This window comes from Pseudochrobactrum albidum (assembly GCF_051851455.1).
Lineage (GTDB): Bacteria > Pseudomonadota > Alphaproteobacteria > Rhizobiales > Rhizobiaceae > Pseudochrobactrum.
This window is the reverse complement of record NZ_JBPVTR010000024.1, coordinates 433,186-450,929: the sequence shown is the minus strand read 5'-3', so window position 1 is coordinate 450,929 and position 17,744 is coordinate 433,186. Positions and strand designations below refer to the sequence as shown.

Annotated in this window: 10 protein-coding genes; 6 read left to right on the top strand and 4 right to left on the bottom strand. The window is 50.2% G+C overall.

Annotation, left to right across the window (positions count from 1 at the left end; genetic code table 11):
* Nucleotides 1-29: 29 nt before the first annotated feature.
* Nucleotides 30-3,293, bottom strand: a complete 3,264-nt coding sequence (locus tag ACSTTO_RS13145) for a peptidoglycan-binding protein (RefSeq protein ID WP_439273682.1) — start codon at nt 3,291-3,293, stop codon at nt 30-32.
* A gap of 452 nt (nt 3,294-3,745) precedes the next feature.
* Complete coding sequence (locus tag ACSTTO_RS13140; protein WP_439273681.1) at nt 3,746-4,492, bottom strand: outer membrane protein; 747 nt, start codon at nt 4,490-4,492, stop codon at nt 3,746-3,748.
* An 877-nt stretch (nt 4,493-5,369) separates the two neighbouring features.
* Here ACSTTO_RS13140 and ACSTTO_RS13135 point away from each other — a divergent pair.
* The 4 genes from ACSTTO_RS13135 (at nt 5,370) to ACSTTO_RS13120 (ending at nt 11,965) form a co-directional block, all read left to right on the top strand.
* On the top strand, nt 5,370-7,163 hold the full coding sequence (locus ACSTTO_RS13135) for an acyl-CoA dehydrogenase C-terminal domain-containing protein (protein ID WP_439273679.1): 1,794 nt from the start codon (nt 5,370-5,372) through the stop codon (nt 7,161-7,163).
* Nucleotides 7,164-7,249: 86 nt separating this feature from the next.
* Nucleotides 7,250-8,455: an acetyl-CoA C-acetyltransferase gene (locus tag ACSTTO_RS13130; RefSeq protein WP_439273677.1), complete on the top strand. Its 1,206-nt coding sequence runs from the start codon at nt 7,250-7,252 to the stop codon at nt 8,453-8,455.
* 14 nt (nt 8,456-8,469) lie between these two features.
* Nucleotides 8,470-10,674, top strand: a complete 2,205-nt coding sequence (locus ACSTTO_RS13125; protein WP_439273676.1) for a 3-hydroxyacyl-CoA dehydrogenase NAD-binding domain-containing protein — start codon at nt 8,470-8,472, stop codon at nt 10,672-10,674.
* Nucleotides 10,675-11,080: 406 nt separating this feature from the next.
* Nucleotides 11,081-11,965: a thermonuclease family protein gene (locus ACSTTO_RS13120; RefSeq protein ID WP_439273675.1), complete on the top strand. Its 885-nt coding sequence runs from the start codon at nt 11,081-11,083 to the stop codon at nt 11,963-11,965.
* A 61-nt stretch (nt 11,966-12,026) separates the two neighbouring features.
* Here ACSTTO_RS13120 and ACSTTO_RS13115 read toward each other — a convergent pair whose 3' ends face one another.
* Entirely contained in the window at nt 12,027-13,676 is a 1,650-nt protein-coding gene (locus tag ACSTTO_RS13115) for a lysine--tRNA ligase (RefSeq protein WP_439273827.1), read from the bottom strand.
* A 243-nt stretch (nt 13,677-13,919) separates the two neighbouring features.
* Between ACSTTO_RS13115 and ACSTTO_RS13110 the strand changes: the two genes are divergently transcribed.
* The gene (locus tag ACSTTO_RS13110; RefSeq protein WP_439273826.1) at nt 13,920-14,330 is read left to right on the top strand and encodes a tellurite resistance TerB family protein; all 411 of its coding nucleotides are present in this window, start codon (nt 13,920-13,922) and stop codon (nt 14,328-14,330) included.
* A gap of 29 nt (nt 14,331-14,359) precedes the next feature.
* Here the strand turns inward: ACSTTO_RS13110 and ACSTTO_RS13105 are convergent, their stop codons facing one another.
* On the bottom strand, nt 14,360-15,280 hold the full coding sequence (locus ACSTTO_RS13105) for a transporter substrate-binding domain-containing protein (RefSeq protein ID WP_439273673.1): 921 nt from the start codon (nt 15,278-15,280) through the stop codon (nt 14,360-14,362).
* Nucleotides 15,281-15,701: 421 nt separating this feature from the next.
* On the opposite strand from ACSTTO_RS13105, the gene ACSTTO_RS13100 reads away from it, so the two are divergent.
* Nucleotides 15,702-17,651 (top strand): glycosyltransferase family 2 protein, encoded by a 1,950-nt coding sequence (locus ACSTTO_RS13100; protein ID WP_439273671.1) that lies wholly within the window; start codon nt 15,702-15,704, stop codon nt 17,649-17,651.
* Nucleotides 17,652-17,744: the final 93 nt, after the last annotated feature.

The window sequence follows — 17,744 nt, the reverse complement described above, 5'->3', positions numbered from 1 at the left end:
GACTGATATGGCTGCAGCCTTGTGGCAAATCAGCTGTTTTTTGCCAGCAAGGCTTCAACCAGACGCTGATCAACCTCACCGGTTGCCTTCATGCCGTTATCTTTCTGGAAAGCGGCAATTGCGTGGCGGGTCTTTGCCCCCATTAACCCATCTGCCGCACCGGTATCATAGCCGTTTTTTTGCAGAATCAGCTGAATATTGCGCACAGCCTTTTTCATATCCACCGAAGCTGTGGTGACGGTTTTTTCATCATTCCAGTCCGCCGGAATTGTTACATTATTGGCTTCCTCAATCAGCGGCTTAGGCTTCCACAGCCTGACGAGTTTGGTGGCACGCTCAAGCTGATCAGGTCTCATGGATTTGGCAATCTGATCACGTTTTTCAGCGGCATCCGCATCGCCGGCATCAGCGGCAAGGGCAAACCATTTATAGCTCTCTTCCAGATTTTGCGGCATGCCAAGGCCTTTGGCAGCAAGAATGCCAAGATTAAACTGGCTGTCTTTTATGCCAAGCTCTGCAGCCTTGAAAAACCATTTTGCCGCTGCCAGATTATCGGCCTTGCCATCTGTGCCCATAGCATGGAGGACTGCAAGATTATGCATGGCACTGGCATTGCCCTGTTTTGCGGCCTGTTCGTAGAAGCCGGCAGCCTTTGCGATATCGCGCGGCATGCCAAGGCCTTTTTCGTTAAAATTACCAAGGCGGTATTGTGCAGGCGCAAAGCCGCGCTCTGCCGATAATTCATACCATTTGGCCGCTTCTGTGAAGTTGCTTGTCACACCAATCCCGTCTGTATAACGCACACCAATTGCGTAGAGGGCACGGGCATCGCCGTTTTCAGCCGCCTTGCGCAGGGCATCAGGGCCGGCTTCCGGCGCAATGGCCGGGATCGGCTTGAGTTTTTCAACAGCGGTCTCAGCTTTTTCTTCTGCCTTTTCCCTCACTTCCGGCTCAGGTGTGGCCGCAGCCGTTTCTTTGGGAGAAATGGCCTGTGTGGTAATATTATCCGGCTTTTGGGCGCTGTCAGGCATCAACACTGCCGGTTGGGCAGGCAATTGTGCAAGTTTTTCCTGTTCAGGCGCGGATGCAATGTCAGGCTTTGCCGGCATTACAGAAAGAGGCTTTGCAGAAAGAGGCTGGGCAGGCAGGGGCTGGCCGCTTTTTTTAGCTGCCGGCTGAGTTATGGCAGGCTGGTTGCGGCTTGCATCCGGCTGTTGTTTTGTCAAAAAACTGTCGCGCTCTGCCAGATATGAATGGCCAAGCTGCAGGCCGGTGCCTGCCATGATGATGGCGCAAATAGCCAGCAGCAGCGGCTTGCGTAAAGAGCGTTTTGGCTTGTTCTGTTCAGCAACCGGCTCTGCGCCTGCACAAAGATCATCCTTGCACGGCGTATTGCCGGTTTCTGCCGGCTCATCCTGATCGCGCAGGCGTCCGGTTTCTTCTGCCGCGGCCTGCAGGGTGCGGCGTGCGGCGCTGATAAGCTCGGCCTTGCCGCCATCTTGTGAAGACATGCCGGCATTACGGCCGCGCTGTTCATCGCGCACACGGCGGATAATGGCATTGAGATCCGGCATGGCAGCCAATGTCTGGGCGGCCGGTATATGTTCTGATTGTTCAGACGTCTTCAAGGGACGGGTTTGGGATAGCAGGCTGCCGGTTCCGGCTTCAGGCTGCAGATCCGCATCGTCAATATAAAAATCATCTGCATCGGCTGAAGGCGCAGCTTCCGGCTTTTTGCCGCGTACAGCCTTTGCAAGCCCGCTCAAAAAGGATTTTTTTTCTGCAGGTGCGGCTTCATCACCTGCGTTGTTGCGAATAAGCGCATTATTAAGACCGGTAAAAGGCGCGCTGTCCTGCTCAGGAAAAGAGAATTGATTGATAAATCGCTCTTTATTTTCCTGTATATTCAGTGATGCAGGGCGCAGATGTGGCGCCTTATGCAGGCTGCCTTTTTCAATTTGCGCCAGACGATCGGCAATCTTCAGCAATGTATCCTGAACGCGCTCAAAGCTACGGCTGTTTTGCGCATTGGTATCGCGCGTCAGTTTTTCCAGTGCTTTGAGGTCATTGGCCAGTTGGCGGGCAAGTTCTGTCTCTTCGGCCGGGCTTTTGTGCACAGCCTGACGAATTGCCTCTTCCGCAGCTTCCCGCGCGGCATTGAGCACCGTATCACGGCTGATATCAATGGACCGCTCAATCTCATCAAGGCGCGGCTTGATTTCCGCCAGTTCCGGCACAAGCCTTTCAGGTTTGCCAAGATGCTCGGTGATAAAGGCAAGCTGTTTTTCCAGATTGCGCAGCAATTGCTGATCTGCAGCCTCTGCAACAGGGGTGTTCTGTATAAAAGCAGTCTGCTCGCTGACCTGACGGGTAATATGATCAAGCCGGTTTTCCAGTGCTTCGATGAAGCGATCATCATTGAGGGCGTTTTTATGCAGGCTGTTTTGATATTGCTCATCAAGATAATCGGTCAATGCTGCAAAGCGGCGGTCCAGTTCTTCAGCAATACGAGCCTCTTCCGCCTGCGGGCGCTGATAGCTGGCGGCAAGGATAGCGCGGCTGATTTCATTCAGCCTTTCATCCAGTTGCTGCAGCGAGCGGTTTTGATCATCCGGCAATTGCACAATCATCCGGCGTATATCTTCCAGCCTTGTGCTGATGGCATCAAGCGCGGGGTCTATAGCCTGCTGCGCCTGCAGTTTTTCTGATTGCTCCTGCGCAAAATTATCAAAACGCTCATCCAGCGCATCCCAGCGGTGGCTCATACGGCGCAAGGTTTCCTCACGCGCCAATGTTTCCACTGTGCGTTTGAGTTCTTCAAAATCACGGCGCATAATCCTGTCCGTATTATCGCTTTGGCTGATATTGCCTGTATAACGGCTGGTGCCTGCAATAAAACGCTCCGCTGAGGAAAGCGGCTGATGGCTGCTGCCGGAGGTTTGCAAATGATCGCTGATAGCAGCGGCCTGTTTTAATTCATCAATTGCGCGCAAACGCTGCAATTCTTCTGCAATTTCAGCAAGGGCATGCTGATGCGGATTATCTGCTGTTGAAGCTTTTTGTGCAGGCTGTGCAGCGTAATCCTGAGGTGAAAAACCGGCCTGATGTTGCAAATCCTGCATTGGTTCTGCGCCGGACTGTGCGGGCAGGGGCGTATTTTCCTCATTATATTTGCGGCTGCGCAAATGATCTTCCAGAGCTGCAAGAGTGCGGTTCAGCTCATCAAGTGATGCAAGCGGGCGGCGCTCGCGGCGCATATTCAGGCTATCGAGGGGGGATTGCTGATTTGTCATCGCCGATTACACTCTTTCAACTGTGCCGCTTTTGATATTTATCTTTAAATATTTATCCAGCGGATGGGTCACATGATGCGTTTATGGCTGTCCGCAATTTTCAGGCCGGCACATAAACGGCGCATAATACGGATTTTGCCGTGCCCCCAATTTTGTCGAAACGTGGTAAATAAGCGGTTAATTTTTGAAATTATTCTTTAACTTTTAAAAAGATTTACGCTTGAGGGTATTAAAATAAGCCTCATTGAAAGCATCCGCATATAGCGCCGGCTTTGTGCGGGGGGGGGTATTGGCAGGAGAAGAATATGCAATATGCCTGAAGTTTAATTTATAAGAGATGCAGCTCTGCAGCTGTTTAAGCAGATTATAGTGCAAAGACTGTAACAGAAAAAAGCCCTGCCTTGGAGAAGACAGGGCTAAAACTTAGACTGTGATCATAAATGGCCGGCAGATCAGAACTTGTAATTTACGCCGAAACGTACTTCGTTGAGGTCTGTCTTGAAACGGCGTTCATTGTATTGGGTCTTATATGGATCGTAAAGTGTTACGTTTTTCTTGCCATAATTGGAGTAGAGATATTCAGCTTTAACTGTCCAGTTGTCTGTAACAGCATATTCTACGCCGGCACCTACAGTATAACCAACGCGGGTTTTGGAGGCTTTATCTTCAAATTTACCGTTATTAGCTTTCCCACCGCAACCGGTTGTGTTCGAAACGCGAGCAACATCACAACCAAGGGTATGTTTTGCTTCGGCAAAAGCAATACCACCGGTTACATATGGCAGGAAACGATCAACTGCATAACCAAGACGGGCACGAACAGTGCCATGTGTGCCGATTTTGTCTTCGCCATAGTAAGAGTCGTATTGGTTGGTGTCTCGTCCATCCCATGACTTTTTGATCTTGCCGAAAGAAACATCGGCTTCTGCACCAAGAACAACATTGTTGTCGAACTGCCAGTTGTAACCAGCCTGAAGACCACCAAAACCACCTTTCGGTTTAACCTTACTGGCTTCCGGATTGTTCACATCATGCATAGAAGCCCAGCCGTAACCGCCATGGGCACCGATATAGCCACCTGTCCAGCTGAAAGCAGGATATTCAACCGGTGCAGGCTCTGGCGCAGAAACAATCGCATCTGCTGCAAAGGCATGGCCGGCAAATACGGTCATTGCGAGAAGGGCTGCAAATTTTTTCATGTCTATAGTCCGTTTGTTACAAAGATTGCTGTAACAATAGCCGTGAAAAAATTAATGAAAAGGCGGAAAATATAGTTCACAAATCCTTAACCATTATATTTAGCGGAACTAAAATATAATTGTTTTACGATAATTTAAGCGGCAAAAATATATTTTGATAAAAATTTTCGCAATAATTCAACATATTACGTTTAATGAGAATTAAAGAATATTGGATGACGCAATAGTCTTTTTATCTAAACCTGCAGATATGATGCAGGTTTTGTGAGCCGGAGAGTGTTGCAAAAATGCCCCGCTTTTCAGGGGGGAGAGGCTCATTTTATCTGTGCAGGCTGAGAAAAGACTCGCTTTTCACGGAATCGCAGCCTTTAATTGCTTTTCAGATCCGGGGTAAAATAATCCGCGCTGATGCCGCGCCGGTTTTCGCTTTTTTATCACTGTGGAAGCGGATTTATACGGTAATCGGTGTTAAAACGGCAGGTTGAAAGGCCCTTCATTATCACAAACCTGCATATAAGTGTTATAAACACGGAAAATTTAAACCTCGGAATTGAATTTTGACGTTTACGGAAACGTCAAAATTGACTAGTCTGCGTTTAACGGGTCAGATTTCTTGTGGTTAAGAGCCGTAAAATGACATCCCTTTATGGGAGGCTGCTGTTTCGGCTTGTGATAAAAAGGCTGTTTGCAGCCGGATACAGGCTGAATGGCTGCCCGGGAGGAGTGGCAAAACCGCAGAAAGTGAATGGCACGGCTGGGTGTTTTTAATGCCCTGATATTGGAAGAATGTAACTTATGCGCAAGCCTTGTTGCAAATTCAGCCTAGGTTTGCCGGGCAGCATCTGCATGATTGCTGCTATAAAACTGGAGGAAGTGCATGCCAATTTATCGCGCACCGGTTCGTGATACGCAGTTTATTCTCAATGATGTGCTGGATATTGCGTCCTGCAAGGACATACCAGCCTATGCTGAAATGAGCGGCGATGTGACAGAGGCGATTTTGCAGGAAGGTGCAAAACTTGCCGAACAGACATTGTTTCCGCTTAACCACAGCGGTGACCGTGAAGGTTGCGAGCGGCTGCCGGATGCCTCCGTTAAGGTTCCGCAGGGCTTTAAGGAAGCCTATGATGAATATTGTGCCGGTGGCTGGGTTGGCCTTGCCGCTCCGGAGGAATTTGGCGGGCAGGGGCTGCCATATTTGTTGCACTCGGCGGTTGGAGAATATATGTCATCAGCCAATATGGCGCTGATGATGTATCCGGGGCTGACGCAGGGCGCAATTGCCGCCATTCTCACCCACGGCACGGATGAACAGAAAAAGACCTATCTGCCAAAGATGATTGAAGGGCGCTGGTCGGGCACGATGAACCTGACCGAGCCGCATTGCGGCACGGATCTTGGCTTGCTGCGCTCGCGGGCTGTGCCGCAGGCTGACGGCTCTTACAAGATTACCGGTTCAAAGATTTTCATCTCTGCCGGTGAACATGGCATGACGGAAAATATTATCCATCTGGTGCTTGCACGTATTGAAGGCGCACCGGAAGGGAACAAGGGTATTTCGCTGTTTATTGTGCCGAAATTCAACCTTGATGCCAATGGTGATGTGGCAGGGCGCAATGGCGTTACCTGCGGCTCCATTGAAGAAAAGATGGGGATTCACGGCAATTCCACCTGCGTGATGAATTATGATGATGCAACAGGCTTCCTCATTGGCGGGGAGAATAAAGGCCTGCGCGCCATGTTCACCATGATGAATGAAGCACGGCTTGGTGTGGCATTGCAGGGGCTTTCAATTTCTGAAACTGCTTATCAGAATGCCGCTGATTATGCGCGTGAGCGCCTCCAGGGCCGTGCGCTCACCGGTGCGGCCTGTCCGGATAAGAAGGCAGATCCGATCATTGTGCATCCGGATATCCGTCGTGCTCTTCTCACCATTCGCGCCTTTAACGAGGCCGGCCGCGCTTTGGTGCTGAGCACTGCCTTGCAGGCAGATATTGCCCATCACTCTTCTGATGAGGCAGCCCGTCAGGCGGCTGATGATTATGTTGGCCTGCTCACACCGGTGCTAAAAGGCGTGCTGACCGATAAGGGCTTTGACCATGCGGTCATGGCGCAGCAGGTTTTTGGCGGCCACGGCTATATTGAAGAAAACGGCATGAGCCAATATGTGCGCGATGCCCGTATCACCATGATTTATGAAGGCGCCAATGGTATTCAGGCGCTGGATCTGGTGGGGCGTAAACTGCCTGCCAATGGCGGCCGTGCCCTTATGGCCTATTTCAAGGAAATCGGCGATTTCTGTGAAGAAAACCGCAGCGATGAAGCCTTGTCCTTCTTCACCAAACATTTGAAAAAAGGCCTGAATGATCTGCAGGGCGCATCTATGTGGCTGATGCAGAATGCCATGGCCAAACCGGATAATGCCGGTGCGGCTTCCACAGATTATATGCATCTTTTCGGTTTGGTGGCGCTTGGCTTTATGTGGGCAAAAATGGCCAAGGCCGCACAGGCCCGTCTGAATGCGGGTGACGGCGACAAGGCCTTCCTTGAAACCAAGCTTGTCACAGCCCGTTTTTATATGGAACGTATTATGCCGGAAACTCAGTTGCGTCTGGCGCGCATTCAGACCGGCGCTGATACGCTGATGGCATTGCCGCAAGATGCGTTTTAAGAACCGCTGAAAGGCTGGTGGCTGTATCAGGAAGCGGCATGGCGCTTTTTGATACAGCACTGTGAGATTTGGGAGTTAAATGAATTATGACCGCTTTTATTTATGATCATGTGCGCACACCGCGCGGGCGCGGCAAAAAGGACGGCAGCCTGCATGAAGTGCCGGCCGTGCGCCTTGGCGCAAAAGTGCTGGAGGCCTTACGCGATCGCAATGGCATTGATACAGCCAAAGTTGACGATATTATCTTTGGCTGTGTTGATCCGGTGGGGGAAGCAGGGGCGGTTATTCCGCGCTCGGCAGCTTTTGAGGCCGGTTACGATTTCAAGGCGCCGGGCATACAGATTTCACGTTTTTGCGCATCCGGCCTTGATGCCATCAATTTTGCCGCAGCCAAGATTGCAGGCGGCAGCGATGAGCTGGTGATTGCCGGTGGTGTGGAGAGCATGTCCCGCGTTGGTATGGGGATGTCCGGCGGCGCATGGTATATGGATCCGTCGGTTGGTTTTCCGGGCTGGTTCATGCCGCAGGGCGTTTCTGCTGATCTTATCGCTACAAAATATGGCTTTACCCGTGAAGATGTGGATTCTTACGCGGTGGAAAGTCAGCGCCGTGCGGCGGAAAGCTGGGCAAAAGGCTATTTTAAAAACTCCGTTATTCCGATCAGGGATATAAACGGCCTGACCATTCTTGATCATGATGAGCATATGCGCCCGGGCACAGATCTTGCGGCTTTGTCGGGTCTTAATCCTTCTTTTGTGATGCCGGGGGAAATGGGCGGCTTTAACGCTGTCGGTATTCAGGCGCATCCGGAGGTTGAGGCTGTCAATCACGTGCATCATGCCGGCAACTCATCGGGTATTGTTGATGGTGCGGCAGCTGTATTGGTTGGTTCCAAACGCGCCGGCAAAATGCTGGATATCAAGCCGCGCGCCCGTATCCGCGCCTTCACCAATATTGGTTCGGATCCGGCATTGATGCTGACAGGCCCCGTGGATGTGACAGAAAAATTGCTGGAACGGGCAAAAATGAAGCTCTCGGATATTGATCTGTTTGAGCTTAATGAAGCTTTTGCGGCTGTGGTGCTGCGCTATATGCAGGCCTTTAATATTCCGCACAGCAAAATCAATGTGAATGGCGGTGCGATTGCCATGGGGCACCCTCTGGGGGCGACCGGCGCAATGATTCTCGGCACTGTGCTTGATGAACTGGAACGGCGCGATCTCAACACGGCACTGGTAACGCTTTGTATCGGTGCGGGTATGGGCACGGCGACCATCATTGAGCGTGTGTGAGGGAGTTGAGACCAATGACAAATTACAAGAATTTTAAAGTTGAAACCGGCGCTGACGGTATTGCCGTTGTCACATGGAATATGCCGGACAAGAGCATGAATGTGCTCACAGAAGAAGTGATGACCGAGCTTGACAGCATCATTGATCAGGTTGTGGCGGATGCTGCGGTCAAAGGTGCGGTAATCACATCGGGCAAGGATACATTCTCCGGTGGGGCTGATCTCACCATGATGCAGAAAATGCTCAGCATTTTCAAAAAGGAACAGAAGCAGGATCCCGATAAAGCTGTTGAGAACCTGTTCAATAATGTTGGCCGGATGACCGGTCTTTACCGCAAGCTTGAAACCTGCGGCAAGCCTTGGGTTGCCGCAATTAACGGCACCTGTATGGGCGGCGCACTGGAATTGTCGCTGGCGTGCCATGGCCGTGTTGTGTCGGATGCGGAAGGCGTTAAACTGGCATTGCCGGAAGTAAAAGTCGGCCTGCTCCCGGGGGCAGGGGGCACGCAGCGTGTGCCGCGTCTGGTTAATCAACAAGACGCATTGCAGATGATGACCACCGGTTCAAGCCTTAATCCGGGACGTGCCAAGGCAATGGGGCTGGTGCATGAAGTGGCTCCGGCTAAAAAACTGCTTGAAACCGCCAAGAAGATGATCCGCAACGGTTTGAAGCCGGTGCAGCCTTGGGATGAAAAAGGCTTCAAACTGCCCGGTGGTGCAATTTATTCTGCAGCCGGCGCCAATCTCTGGCCTGCGGCGACAGCTATTCTGCGCCGTGAAACCTCCGGCAATTATCCGGCAGCTCTCACCATTCTCAAATGCGTTTATGAAGGGCTTCTGGTGCCGTTTGATACCGGCCTGAAGATTGAACAGCGTTATTTCACCCATATTCTGCAGACAACAGAAGCGCAGTCGATGATCCGCTCGCTCTTTGTATCCTTGCAGGAACTGAATAAGGGTGCACGCCGTCCGGAAGGCATCAAGCCGACAAAGTTCGAGAAAATCGGCGTTATTGGTGCCGGTTTCATGGGGGCAGGCATTGCTTATGTAACCGCAAAGGCCGGCATTCCCGTGGTATTGATCGACCGCACATTGGAAGCGGCTGAAAAGGGCAAGGCGCATTCTGCAGATCTCATTGCCAAGGAGATGCAGAAAGGCCGGATGACAGCGGAAGATAAGGACAAGCTTCTGGCGCTTATTACACCATCTGCCGATTATGCGGCGCTTGATGGTGCCGATATGGTGATTGAAGCCGTATTTGAAGACCGCGATGTTAAAAAAGCAGCAACCGAGCAGGCAGAAGCCGTGCTGGGGCAGAATGCAATTTTTGCATCCAATACCTCGACCTTGCCGATTACCGGTCTTGCCAAGGTTTCGCAGCGTCCGAAAAACTTCATCGGCATTCACTTCTTCTCACCGGTTGACAAGATGATGCTGGTGGAAGTGATCATGGGCAAAAAGACCGGCGATAAGGCGCTGGCAATGGCGCTTGATTATGTGCGTGCGATCAAGAAAACACCGATTGTTGTCAATGATACACGCGGTTTCTATGTCAATCGCTGTGTGCTGCGCTATATGTCTGAAGCCTATAATATGCTGGTGGAAGGCGTTCCGCCTGCAATGATTGAAAATGCTGCCAAAATGGCCGGCATGCCGGTCGGGCCGCTGGCGCTTAATGATGAAACAGCAATTGATTTGTCACAAAAAATCCTGAAGGCCACTTTGGCTGATCTGGGTGAAAAAGCTGTTGATCCGCGTCATGTCGAGCTGGTTAATACGCTGGTGGATAAATATGGCCGCCTTGGCCGAAAGAATGGCAAAGGCTTCTATGATTATCCGGCAAAACCTGCCAAGAAATATCTGTGGCCGGAGCTTGCCACGCTTTATCCGCAGCAGGATGCTGATAAAGTGGATGTGGAGGTGCTTAAACAGCGTTTCCTTGTCACGATTGCTTTGGAGGCAGCCCGCGTGATGGAAGAAGGTATTGTGACAGATCCGCGTGAGGCTGATGTCGGCTCTATCCTTGCTTTTGGTTTTGCCCCTTATACCGGCGGCACCCTGTCCTATATTGATGGTATGGGTGCAAAGGCTTTCGTCAAGCTGGCGAAGAAACTGCAGAAAGATTATGGCGCACAGTTTAAGGCACCTAAATTGCTGACCGATATGGCAGAAAATGATGAGACCTTTTACGAGCGTTTTAATCCCTATAAGGCTGCATAAACCGGCATCGGATAAGGCATCTTGCAGCTATGCGGGGCATGCCTTGTGAGAATGCACCAGGTTTTGCAATTGGATATGGCGCGGATATTCTCCGCGCCATATTTATTTCCGGTCATGGCTGATGCCAATATTTTCATATCCTGACATATGTCAGCGATTGACTTGCCGGCAAAGAATGCTCAATTAACACCATCCGGTCCGGCACCCGTGCCGGCTTGATCTCATAATATGCAACAAGTGCGGATATTATGCAGCAGACGGCCGCCCGTTCTGGCCGTCAATACAATCTCTGGCGGGAATTCTTGGACTGGCCGCCACAGATATGCTTACATTTGCGCAAGCTTATAAAGGGCGAAAGGCAATCCGGCATCTCTGCCGCACTGTATGGCAATAAACGGGAGTGATTATGCGTAAACCGGCAACCCTCCGGACAATTTTGCCGCCATTACTTGCTTTTGGTGTTGGCGCAACATTGTTTGCAGCCTATGTCGCGCCGTTTTATGGTGCGCTTGATCACGAGGCTGGCAGTGGTGAAGGCGCTATTATTATTGAAAATTTTGATATGCCGGAAGATATGCAGTTATCCGGCCAATCAGGCGGTCAATCAGGCGGCGATGAAGAAAAGGTGAAAAACCCGCTGCCTGATGCTTCCGGTGCCATGCAGAATAAGCCGCTGGAGCGGATAGAACCGCGCCCGCCCTTAAGTGCTTTGTCACTGGCAACACCGGTGCAGGAAAAGCCTGCTGAAACAGCACCCTCTGAAGAACAGGCGGCAGAGGGCGGTCTGTTTTATCGCCCTGTGGCATTGGCTGCCGGCAGGCTGGCTGTCGGTAGCCGCACAATCGAGCTTAACGGTATTGATATTGTGGAGCCGGACGCAGTTTGTGCAGATATTAACGGCGATATCTGGCAATGCGGAATGCAGGCGCGCACGGCTTTCCGTTCATGGTTACGTGGCCGTGCCGTGGCCTGCAATATGGATGGTGTGGCGCAGGATCAGCCATTGATCCGCACCACCTGTTCATTGGCCGGAACCGATATTGCCCGCTGGCTGGTGGAAAATGGCTGGGCGCGGGCAACTTTTGGCGGCGCCTATACTGAAAGTCAGACACAGGCTGAAAAGAAGCTTCTTGGCGTTTTTGGCCGTAAACCTGCAACGCATATGCCGGAATCCTCCGCCACAGTGCCGGAGGATTCTATGCCGGCTGATCCGGAAAATACTGCCCCTGCACCTTCTATGCCGGCACAGGAGACAGGGTCTGATCTGCCATTTCCGCCTGTCCCGCAATAATGAATGTAAATAAGCCGCGTTTTTTAAAAAACGCGGCTTACTGATTTATAGGCTCCGGTGTTCAGGCGCGTTTTAGCGCCTCAGCAATCAGCCCGCGTGTTTCATCAATGCCGTAAAGCGCAACGAATGAACCAAAACGCGGGCCACGCTCCTGACCGATCAATACTTCATAGAGCATCTGGAAGAAGGAGACAGAAACACCAGGGCCGCCATCGGGGCTCTTCTTATTGTGGTCCTGATAACGCTCAATTACGCGTGCGACATCCAGAATAGCATTCTGGATTGCCGTTCCGTCAGCATTTTTATTCAGAGCATCAAGTGCTGCATCAAGATTATGCAATGCCCCGCATTCAACCTCATCCGGCGCACGGAATTTCTTGGTTGGTTTCACAAAATCATTGAAGTAGCGGATAGCATATTCCACCAGGGCGTTGAGCTCCGGATGTGTTTGCGGTGAGGCTCCTGGTGCATAACGTGAGATAAAGCCCCATAAAGTAGCGGCATTCTCTGCATTGGATGCACTGACAAGATTGAGCAACATGGCAAAAGGCACCGGCAGATCAATCTTTGGCGGGTTGCCGTAATGCAAATGCCAAACCGGATTATTGAGACGGTTGGCCCAGTCTTGTTTTTCATAGGCAGCCAGATAGGAAAAATATTCATCCACGGCTTTGGGAATTACATCAAAATAGAGCTTTTTTGCCGTTCTTGGCTTTTGATACATATAGAGGCCAAGGCTGGTTTCCGGCGCGTATGTGAGCCATTCATCAATGCTGATACCATTGCCTTTTGACTTGGAAATTTTTTGGCCAAGATCATCAAGGAACAGTTCATAAACAAAATGCTCCGGTGCACGGCCACCAAGAATTTCGCAAATGCGGTCATAGATCGCCTGATTGGTCTGGTGATCTTTGCCAAACATTTCAAAATCAACGCCAAGGGCTGCCCAGCGCATGCCAAAATCCGGCTTCCACTGCAGCTTCACATTGCCGCCTGTTACCGGCAGTGTAATTTCAGTGCCGTCTTCATCGTCAAAAGTTATGGTGCCTGCTTTGGCGTCCACCTTTTTCATCGGCACATAAAGCACACGGCCTGTCGTCGGGGAAATTGGTAAAAACGGGCTGTAGGTTGCCTGACGTTCCGCGCCTAATGTTGGCAGCATCACGGCCATAATATCGTCATAACGCTTGGCTGCGCGCAGCAGCACTTCATCAAAACGGCCGGATTTATAATATTCCGTGGCGCTTGCAAATTCATAATCAAAACCGAAAGTGTCCAGAAAGCGGCACAGCATGGTGTTGTTATGATCGGCAAAACTCTTGTAGTCGCCGCCAAAAGGATTAGGCACGGCAGACAATGGCATATGCAGATAAGACTCAAGAAAAGCCCTGTCCGGCACATTATCCGGAATTTTGCGCATGCCATCCATATCATCGGAGAAGCAAATCAGCTTTGACCTGACCTTGCCCTGTGTGAGAATGTGGAAAGCATGGCGCACCATGGATGTGCGCGCAACCTCGCCAAATGTGCCAATATGCGGCAAGCCGGAAGGGCCGTAACCGGTTTCAAAAATCACGGTGTCGGGAAAACCGGTCTTCTCATAGCGTTTTATGATTTTCCGAGCCTCTTCAAAGGGCCACGCTTTCGCCTGTGCTGCTGCCGCAATCAGGTCGGGCGCAAGGTCGGTGTGGTTTGAGCGGTCGGTTATCATCATATCTTTCCTGACAGGAGGGTTGGTTGCAATATCCGCATTTTTAAACGCTGCGGAATATCAGGTCTATGGTGAGATACAGGTTTCGTCAATGATTTGATGTGCTTTCTGGCAGGTGATATGCATCTGGTGTGGAAATTGCACTTCTGTTATGGGAATTTATGCATCGTAAGCAGAATTGAGCACTTGTTAAATCATGGCTGCTAGGGTCTGCATAATGAAAAAGCCGTTGCAGGAGTTCTGATAATGAAAATTACACCGCAGGAAGCTCTGATCTATATTATGGTAACAGTATCAGCTGCAGATACGCGGATGACAGATGCGGAATTATCCTCTATCGGTAATCTTATGCGCCGTCTGCCGGTTTTCACCGGATTTGATGCTGATAAAGTTCCGGAAATTGCAGAGCGATGCTATGAGCTTCTTACAAAGGATGACGGGCTTGACCGCATTCTGGATATTGCTCACCAGGCATTGCCGGAAAAACTCTATGAAACAGCCTATGCGCTGGCGGTAGAGGTGGCTGCGGCTGATTTGCATGTGGAACAGGAAGAGCTGGCTTTTTTGCAATTAATGCGTGATCTGTGGAATCTGGATGAGCTGAGTGTTGCTGCCATTGAGCGCAGCGCACGTGTGCGTTACCGTAAATTGTAATTTTCAGCCTGTTGCAGCCGGTATTATGATTAGTAAAAATCTACCGGAAAATAGCGCAGATATAAATCATCAAGCACGCCCTTGCGCTCCAGCGCATTAAGCGCATTGTTGAAAGCAATGCGCAGATCATCATCCTGTTTGCGCAGCGCAATTGCCATTCCCTTGCCAAGAAATTCCGGCGCCGGATAAGCGCCGCCGACAAAATGACAGCAGGATAAATCCTCTGCTATATCCTTTTCTTTATCGCCTTCAAGCTTGTTGCTGTTCTGTTTTATGCGGGCGGGGTTCATCTGCAGGGAGAGGCTCATAGCATCGCCAAAAATCAATTGCAGCCTGCCATTACGCAGATCGTTATACATCTGCGTTTGGTTTTTATAGGGCACAGCTTTTGCCTTGGGAAAATAGCTCTTCAATAAGGCTTCATGGGCTGTGCCGGCCAAAACACCGGTTGCCTTGGCATCAGGTGAAAAAGCGCTATCTGTCATCTTATTCTGCTTTGGGGCTATAAAGCGGGCAGGCAGGCTGAAATAGGGGCGGGTAAAACTGAAACTTATCCGCTTTTCGCGGTCAGGCATCAGGCCGGCAATCAACGCATCTGCCTCATTATTGCGCAGTGCCGGCAAAAGTTCATCCCAGGGGCGGGCTTCAATCTGGCAACGATTGGTGGCAGATAATTCCTGACAAATTGCGCGAACCAGATCAATATTATAGCCGCTCAGACGCCCCTGACCGGAGAGAGTGTTGAAGGGGAAAAAATCCGTTCCGGTGATAAAACGAATCTGGCTTCTTTGTGAAATATCCGATCTGGCCGGTTTTTGATTGTCACTTGCCAGACGTGGCGGCGCGGCCTGCGCCATCACATTGCTGAGAAGCAATGTGAGTGCAATATATCTTGCATAAATATGCAGGCTTGCAGCTATGCGCCGGAGAGACATGATTCTACGCGCCATCTTTACTAGAGCATTGTGACCTGAAATGTGAAGCGGTTTGGCATTTACCCAATCTGTTAAAACAAATATTTAAGAGCGGTTCCAGCGATTTTATTTAACCGGAGCGGGCAAGGCATTTTTAGCGCGTGATGTGATTATAAATTTTCTTCATTTAAAATAAAATAAATAATATATTATAATAATATACTTTATAATTTTGTTTTAATTTTAATATTGTTGATGTTCAAAGAAGTGTATAATGTATTTTTTACAGTTGATATTTTAATATTTTTAGTATTATTATTAATTTTGCGATAAATGTCGAATTATTATATGTAAAATTAATTAAATTCAGAATCCTTTATAAGAGACGTTCTGAATAGCATGCTGTGTAAAATGCCTGTAGAAATTAAGACCGGCCGGTTATTTCCTGAGGGGCGGAATGACGACCCATATCTTGTTTTCTCAGCCGTCTATAAGGCTTTGCGCTGCTTTTTCTGCGCGGCTGGTTGCGGCCGGAATTTGTAAAAGTGATATTATTGCCGCTTTTTCTGGCGCTGTCAGGCACCACACGTCTTTTAATGACGAGCTGATACATCGCGGAGCCGTGTCGGAAAGGCAGCTTTACAGCTTGTGGGCTGAGGAAACGGGACTGATCTATGATGAGGCGCCACGGGCGGAAAATATATTGCTGCGGCCATTCGACGGGCCTGCGCGTCTTGGCAATATACGCCATGTTCTTGTTGCCGGTGCCGGGGGGCGCAGCCTGCTTTATATGGCGCCGGATATAAAAGAACTGGCGTTGCTGAAACTTTATTTAAAACAATATCCGCAAATGCGTGACCGTTTCAGATTATGTCCGCCGTCAATTCTGGTAGCACTTTTGCATCATCGTTATGGCAAGGCAGCAGCCGGCCATGCGCAGGCCATGACCCCGCAGCATCTTTCTGCGCGTTTTGTGCTCAATGGCTGGCAGGGCTTCTGCTTTGGCTTGTTGCTTGTAGGTCTGTTATGGCTGTTTCTCACACAGGGCGGCGCATATTTTCCATTGCTATATTGGGTACTGACGCCATTTTTTTTCGCCTGTGTGGCAATCCGTTTATGTGCCGCTTTTTGCGCGCGGCCCTTGTATATAGACGCATTACCACTTTACAGCCTGCAGGAGTTGCCGGTCTATACGGTTTTGGTGCCTCTGTATAAAGAGGCTGGCGTGGTACCGCAGATTGTGCGCTCTTTAATGGCGCTTCATTGGCCTGTTACCAAGCTGGATATCAAGCTGGTTTGTGAGGCCGATGACAGTGCCACATTGGCCGCACTGGCCAGACAGAAACTGCCGCCGCATTTTGAGGTTCTCAAAGTACCGGCAATAGGCCCGCGCACCAAGCCCAAAGCCTTGAATTATGCCTTGCAATTTGCCCGTGGTGCCTTTGTTGTTGTGTATGACGCTGAGGACAGGCCGCACCGTGATCAGCTTCTGGAGGCATGGCAGGCATTCAGAAGCGGTTCTGCGCGGCTTGCATGTGTGCAGGCGCCGCTGGTGATCAGTAATTTTCAGGTTAATTATCTGACACGTTATTTTTCATTTGAATATGCCGGTTTGTTTCGCGGGCTTTTGCCATGGTTTGGCCGGCGCGGCGCTGTTATGCCGCTTGGCGGCACATCCAACCATCTGCGCCGGGATGTGTTGCGTAAAGTGGGCGGCTGGGACAGTTTCAATGTCACAGAGGACGCGGATCTGGGGATGCGGCTGGCGCGTTTTGGTTATCAGGTGGGGGTAATCAACCGCCCGACAATTGAAGATGCACCTGAAAACTACAAAGACTGGAAAACACAACGCACGCGCTGGTTTAAAGGCTGGATGCAGACATGGCTTGTGCATATGCGGGCACCGCTAAAAACCTGCCGTCAGATTGGTATGGCACGTTTCAGCCTTTATTTTCTTTATACAACCGGCTTGCTGCTTTCTGCGCTTTTACACCCCTTTATGTTGCTCAGCCTGTTCTGGGGCGGTGTTCTTGTGGCTGAAGATCCTGATAATCAGGCGGCAGCAGCTATGCTGATTTTTAATGGCATGAACTTGATAACAGCCTATCTGGGGTTTCATATTTTATGCCGGAAAACGCTGCGCCATGAAGAAAAACACCGCTATTTTTATCTCTGGGGTGTTCCATTTTATTGGGTATTATTATCTGTGGCGTCATGGCGTGCATTATATCAAATGTTTACAGCGCCGCATCATTGGGAAAAGACACCGCATTTCCCAAGCCGTTTTTTTGAGCCCACACCGGAAAAGCATAAGCTTGCGCCATTTGCTGCCCGTTCTTTAGGGCAATCCTGCTTGAGAAAACAGACATTTTCATCCTTGTCACAAGCCGGTAATGCAAATCACTGATAATTGCTAAAATCTTACCAGTTTGGATTTGGCTTTGCCTCTGTTTCTTATGCGGGAGGGCTGATAGACGGGCGCGATTTTAGCCGGATTTAT

Coding starts and splice junctions, on each gene's coding strand:
- ACSTTO_RS13105 (WP_439273673.1), bottom strand. CDS start 15,280: ATGGCGCGTAGAATCATGTCTCTCCGGCGCATAGCTGCAAGCCTGCAT.
- ACSTTO_RS13145 (WP_439273682.1), bottom strand. CDS start 3,293: ATGACAAATCAGCAATCCCCCCTCGATAGCCTGAATATGCGCCGCGAG.
- ACSTTO_RS13135 (WP_439273679.1), top strand. CDS start 5,370: ATGCCAATTTATCGCGCACCGGTTCGTGATACGCAGTTTATTCTCAAT.
- ACSTTO_RS13125 (WP_439273676.1), top strand. CDS start 8,470: ATGACAAATTACAAGAATTTTAAAGTTGAAACCGGCGCTGACGGTATT.
- ACSTTO_RS13120 (WP_439273675.1), top strand. CDS start 11,081: ATGCGTAAACCGGCAACCCTCCGGACAATTTTGCCGCCATTACTTGCT.
- ACSTTO_RS13100 (WP_439273671.1), top strand. CDS start 15,702: ATGACGACCCATATCTTGTTTTCTCAGCCGTCTATAAGGCTTTGCGCT.
- ACSTTO_RS13130 (WP_439273677.1), top strand. CDS start 7,250: ATGACCGCTTTTATTTATGATCATGTGCGCACACCGCGCGGGCGCGGC.
- ACSTTO_RS13140 (WP_439273681.1), bottom strand. CDS start 4,492: ATGAAAAAATTTGCAGCCCTTCTCGCAATGACCGTATTTGCCGGCCAT.
- ACSTTO_RS13115 (WP_439273827.1), bottom strand. CDS start 13,676: ATGATAACCGACCGCTCAAACCACACCGACCTTGCGCCCGACCTGATT.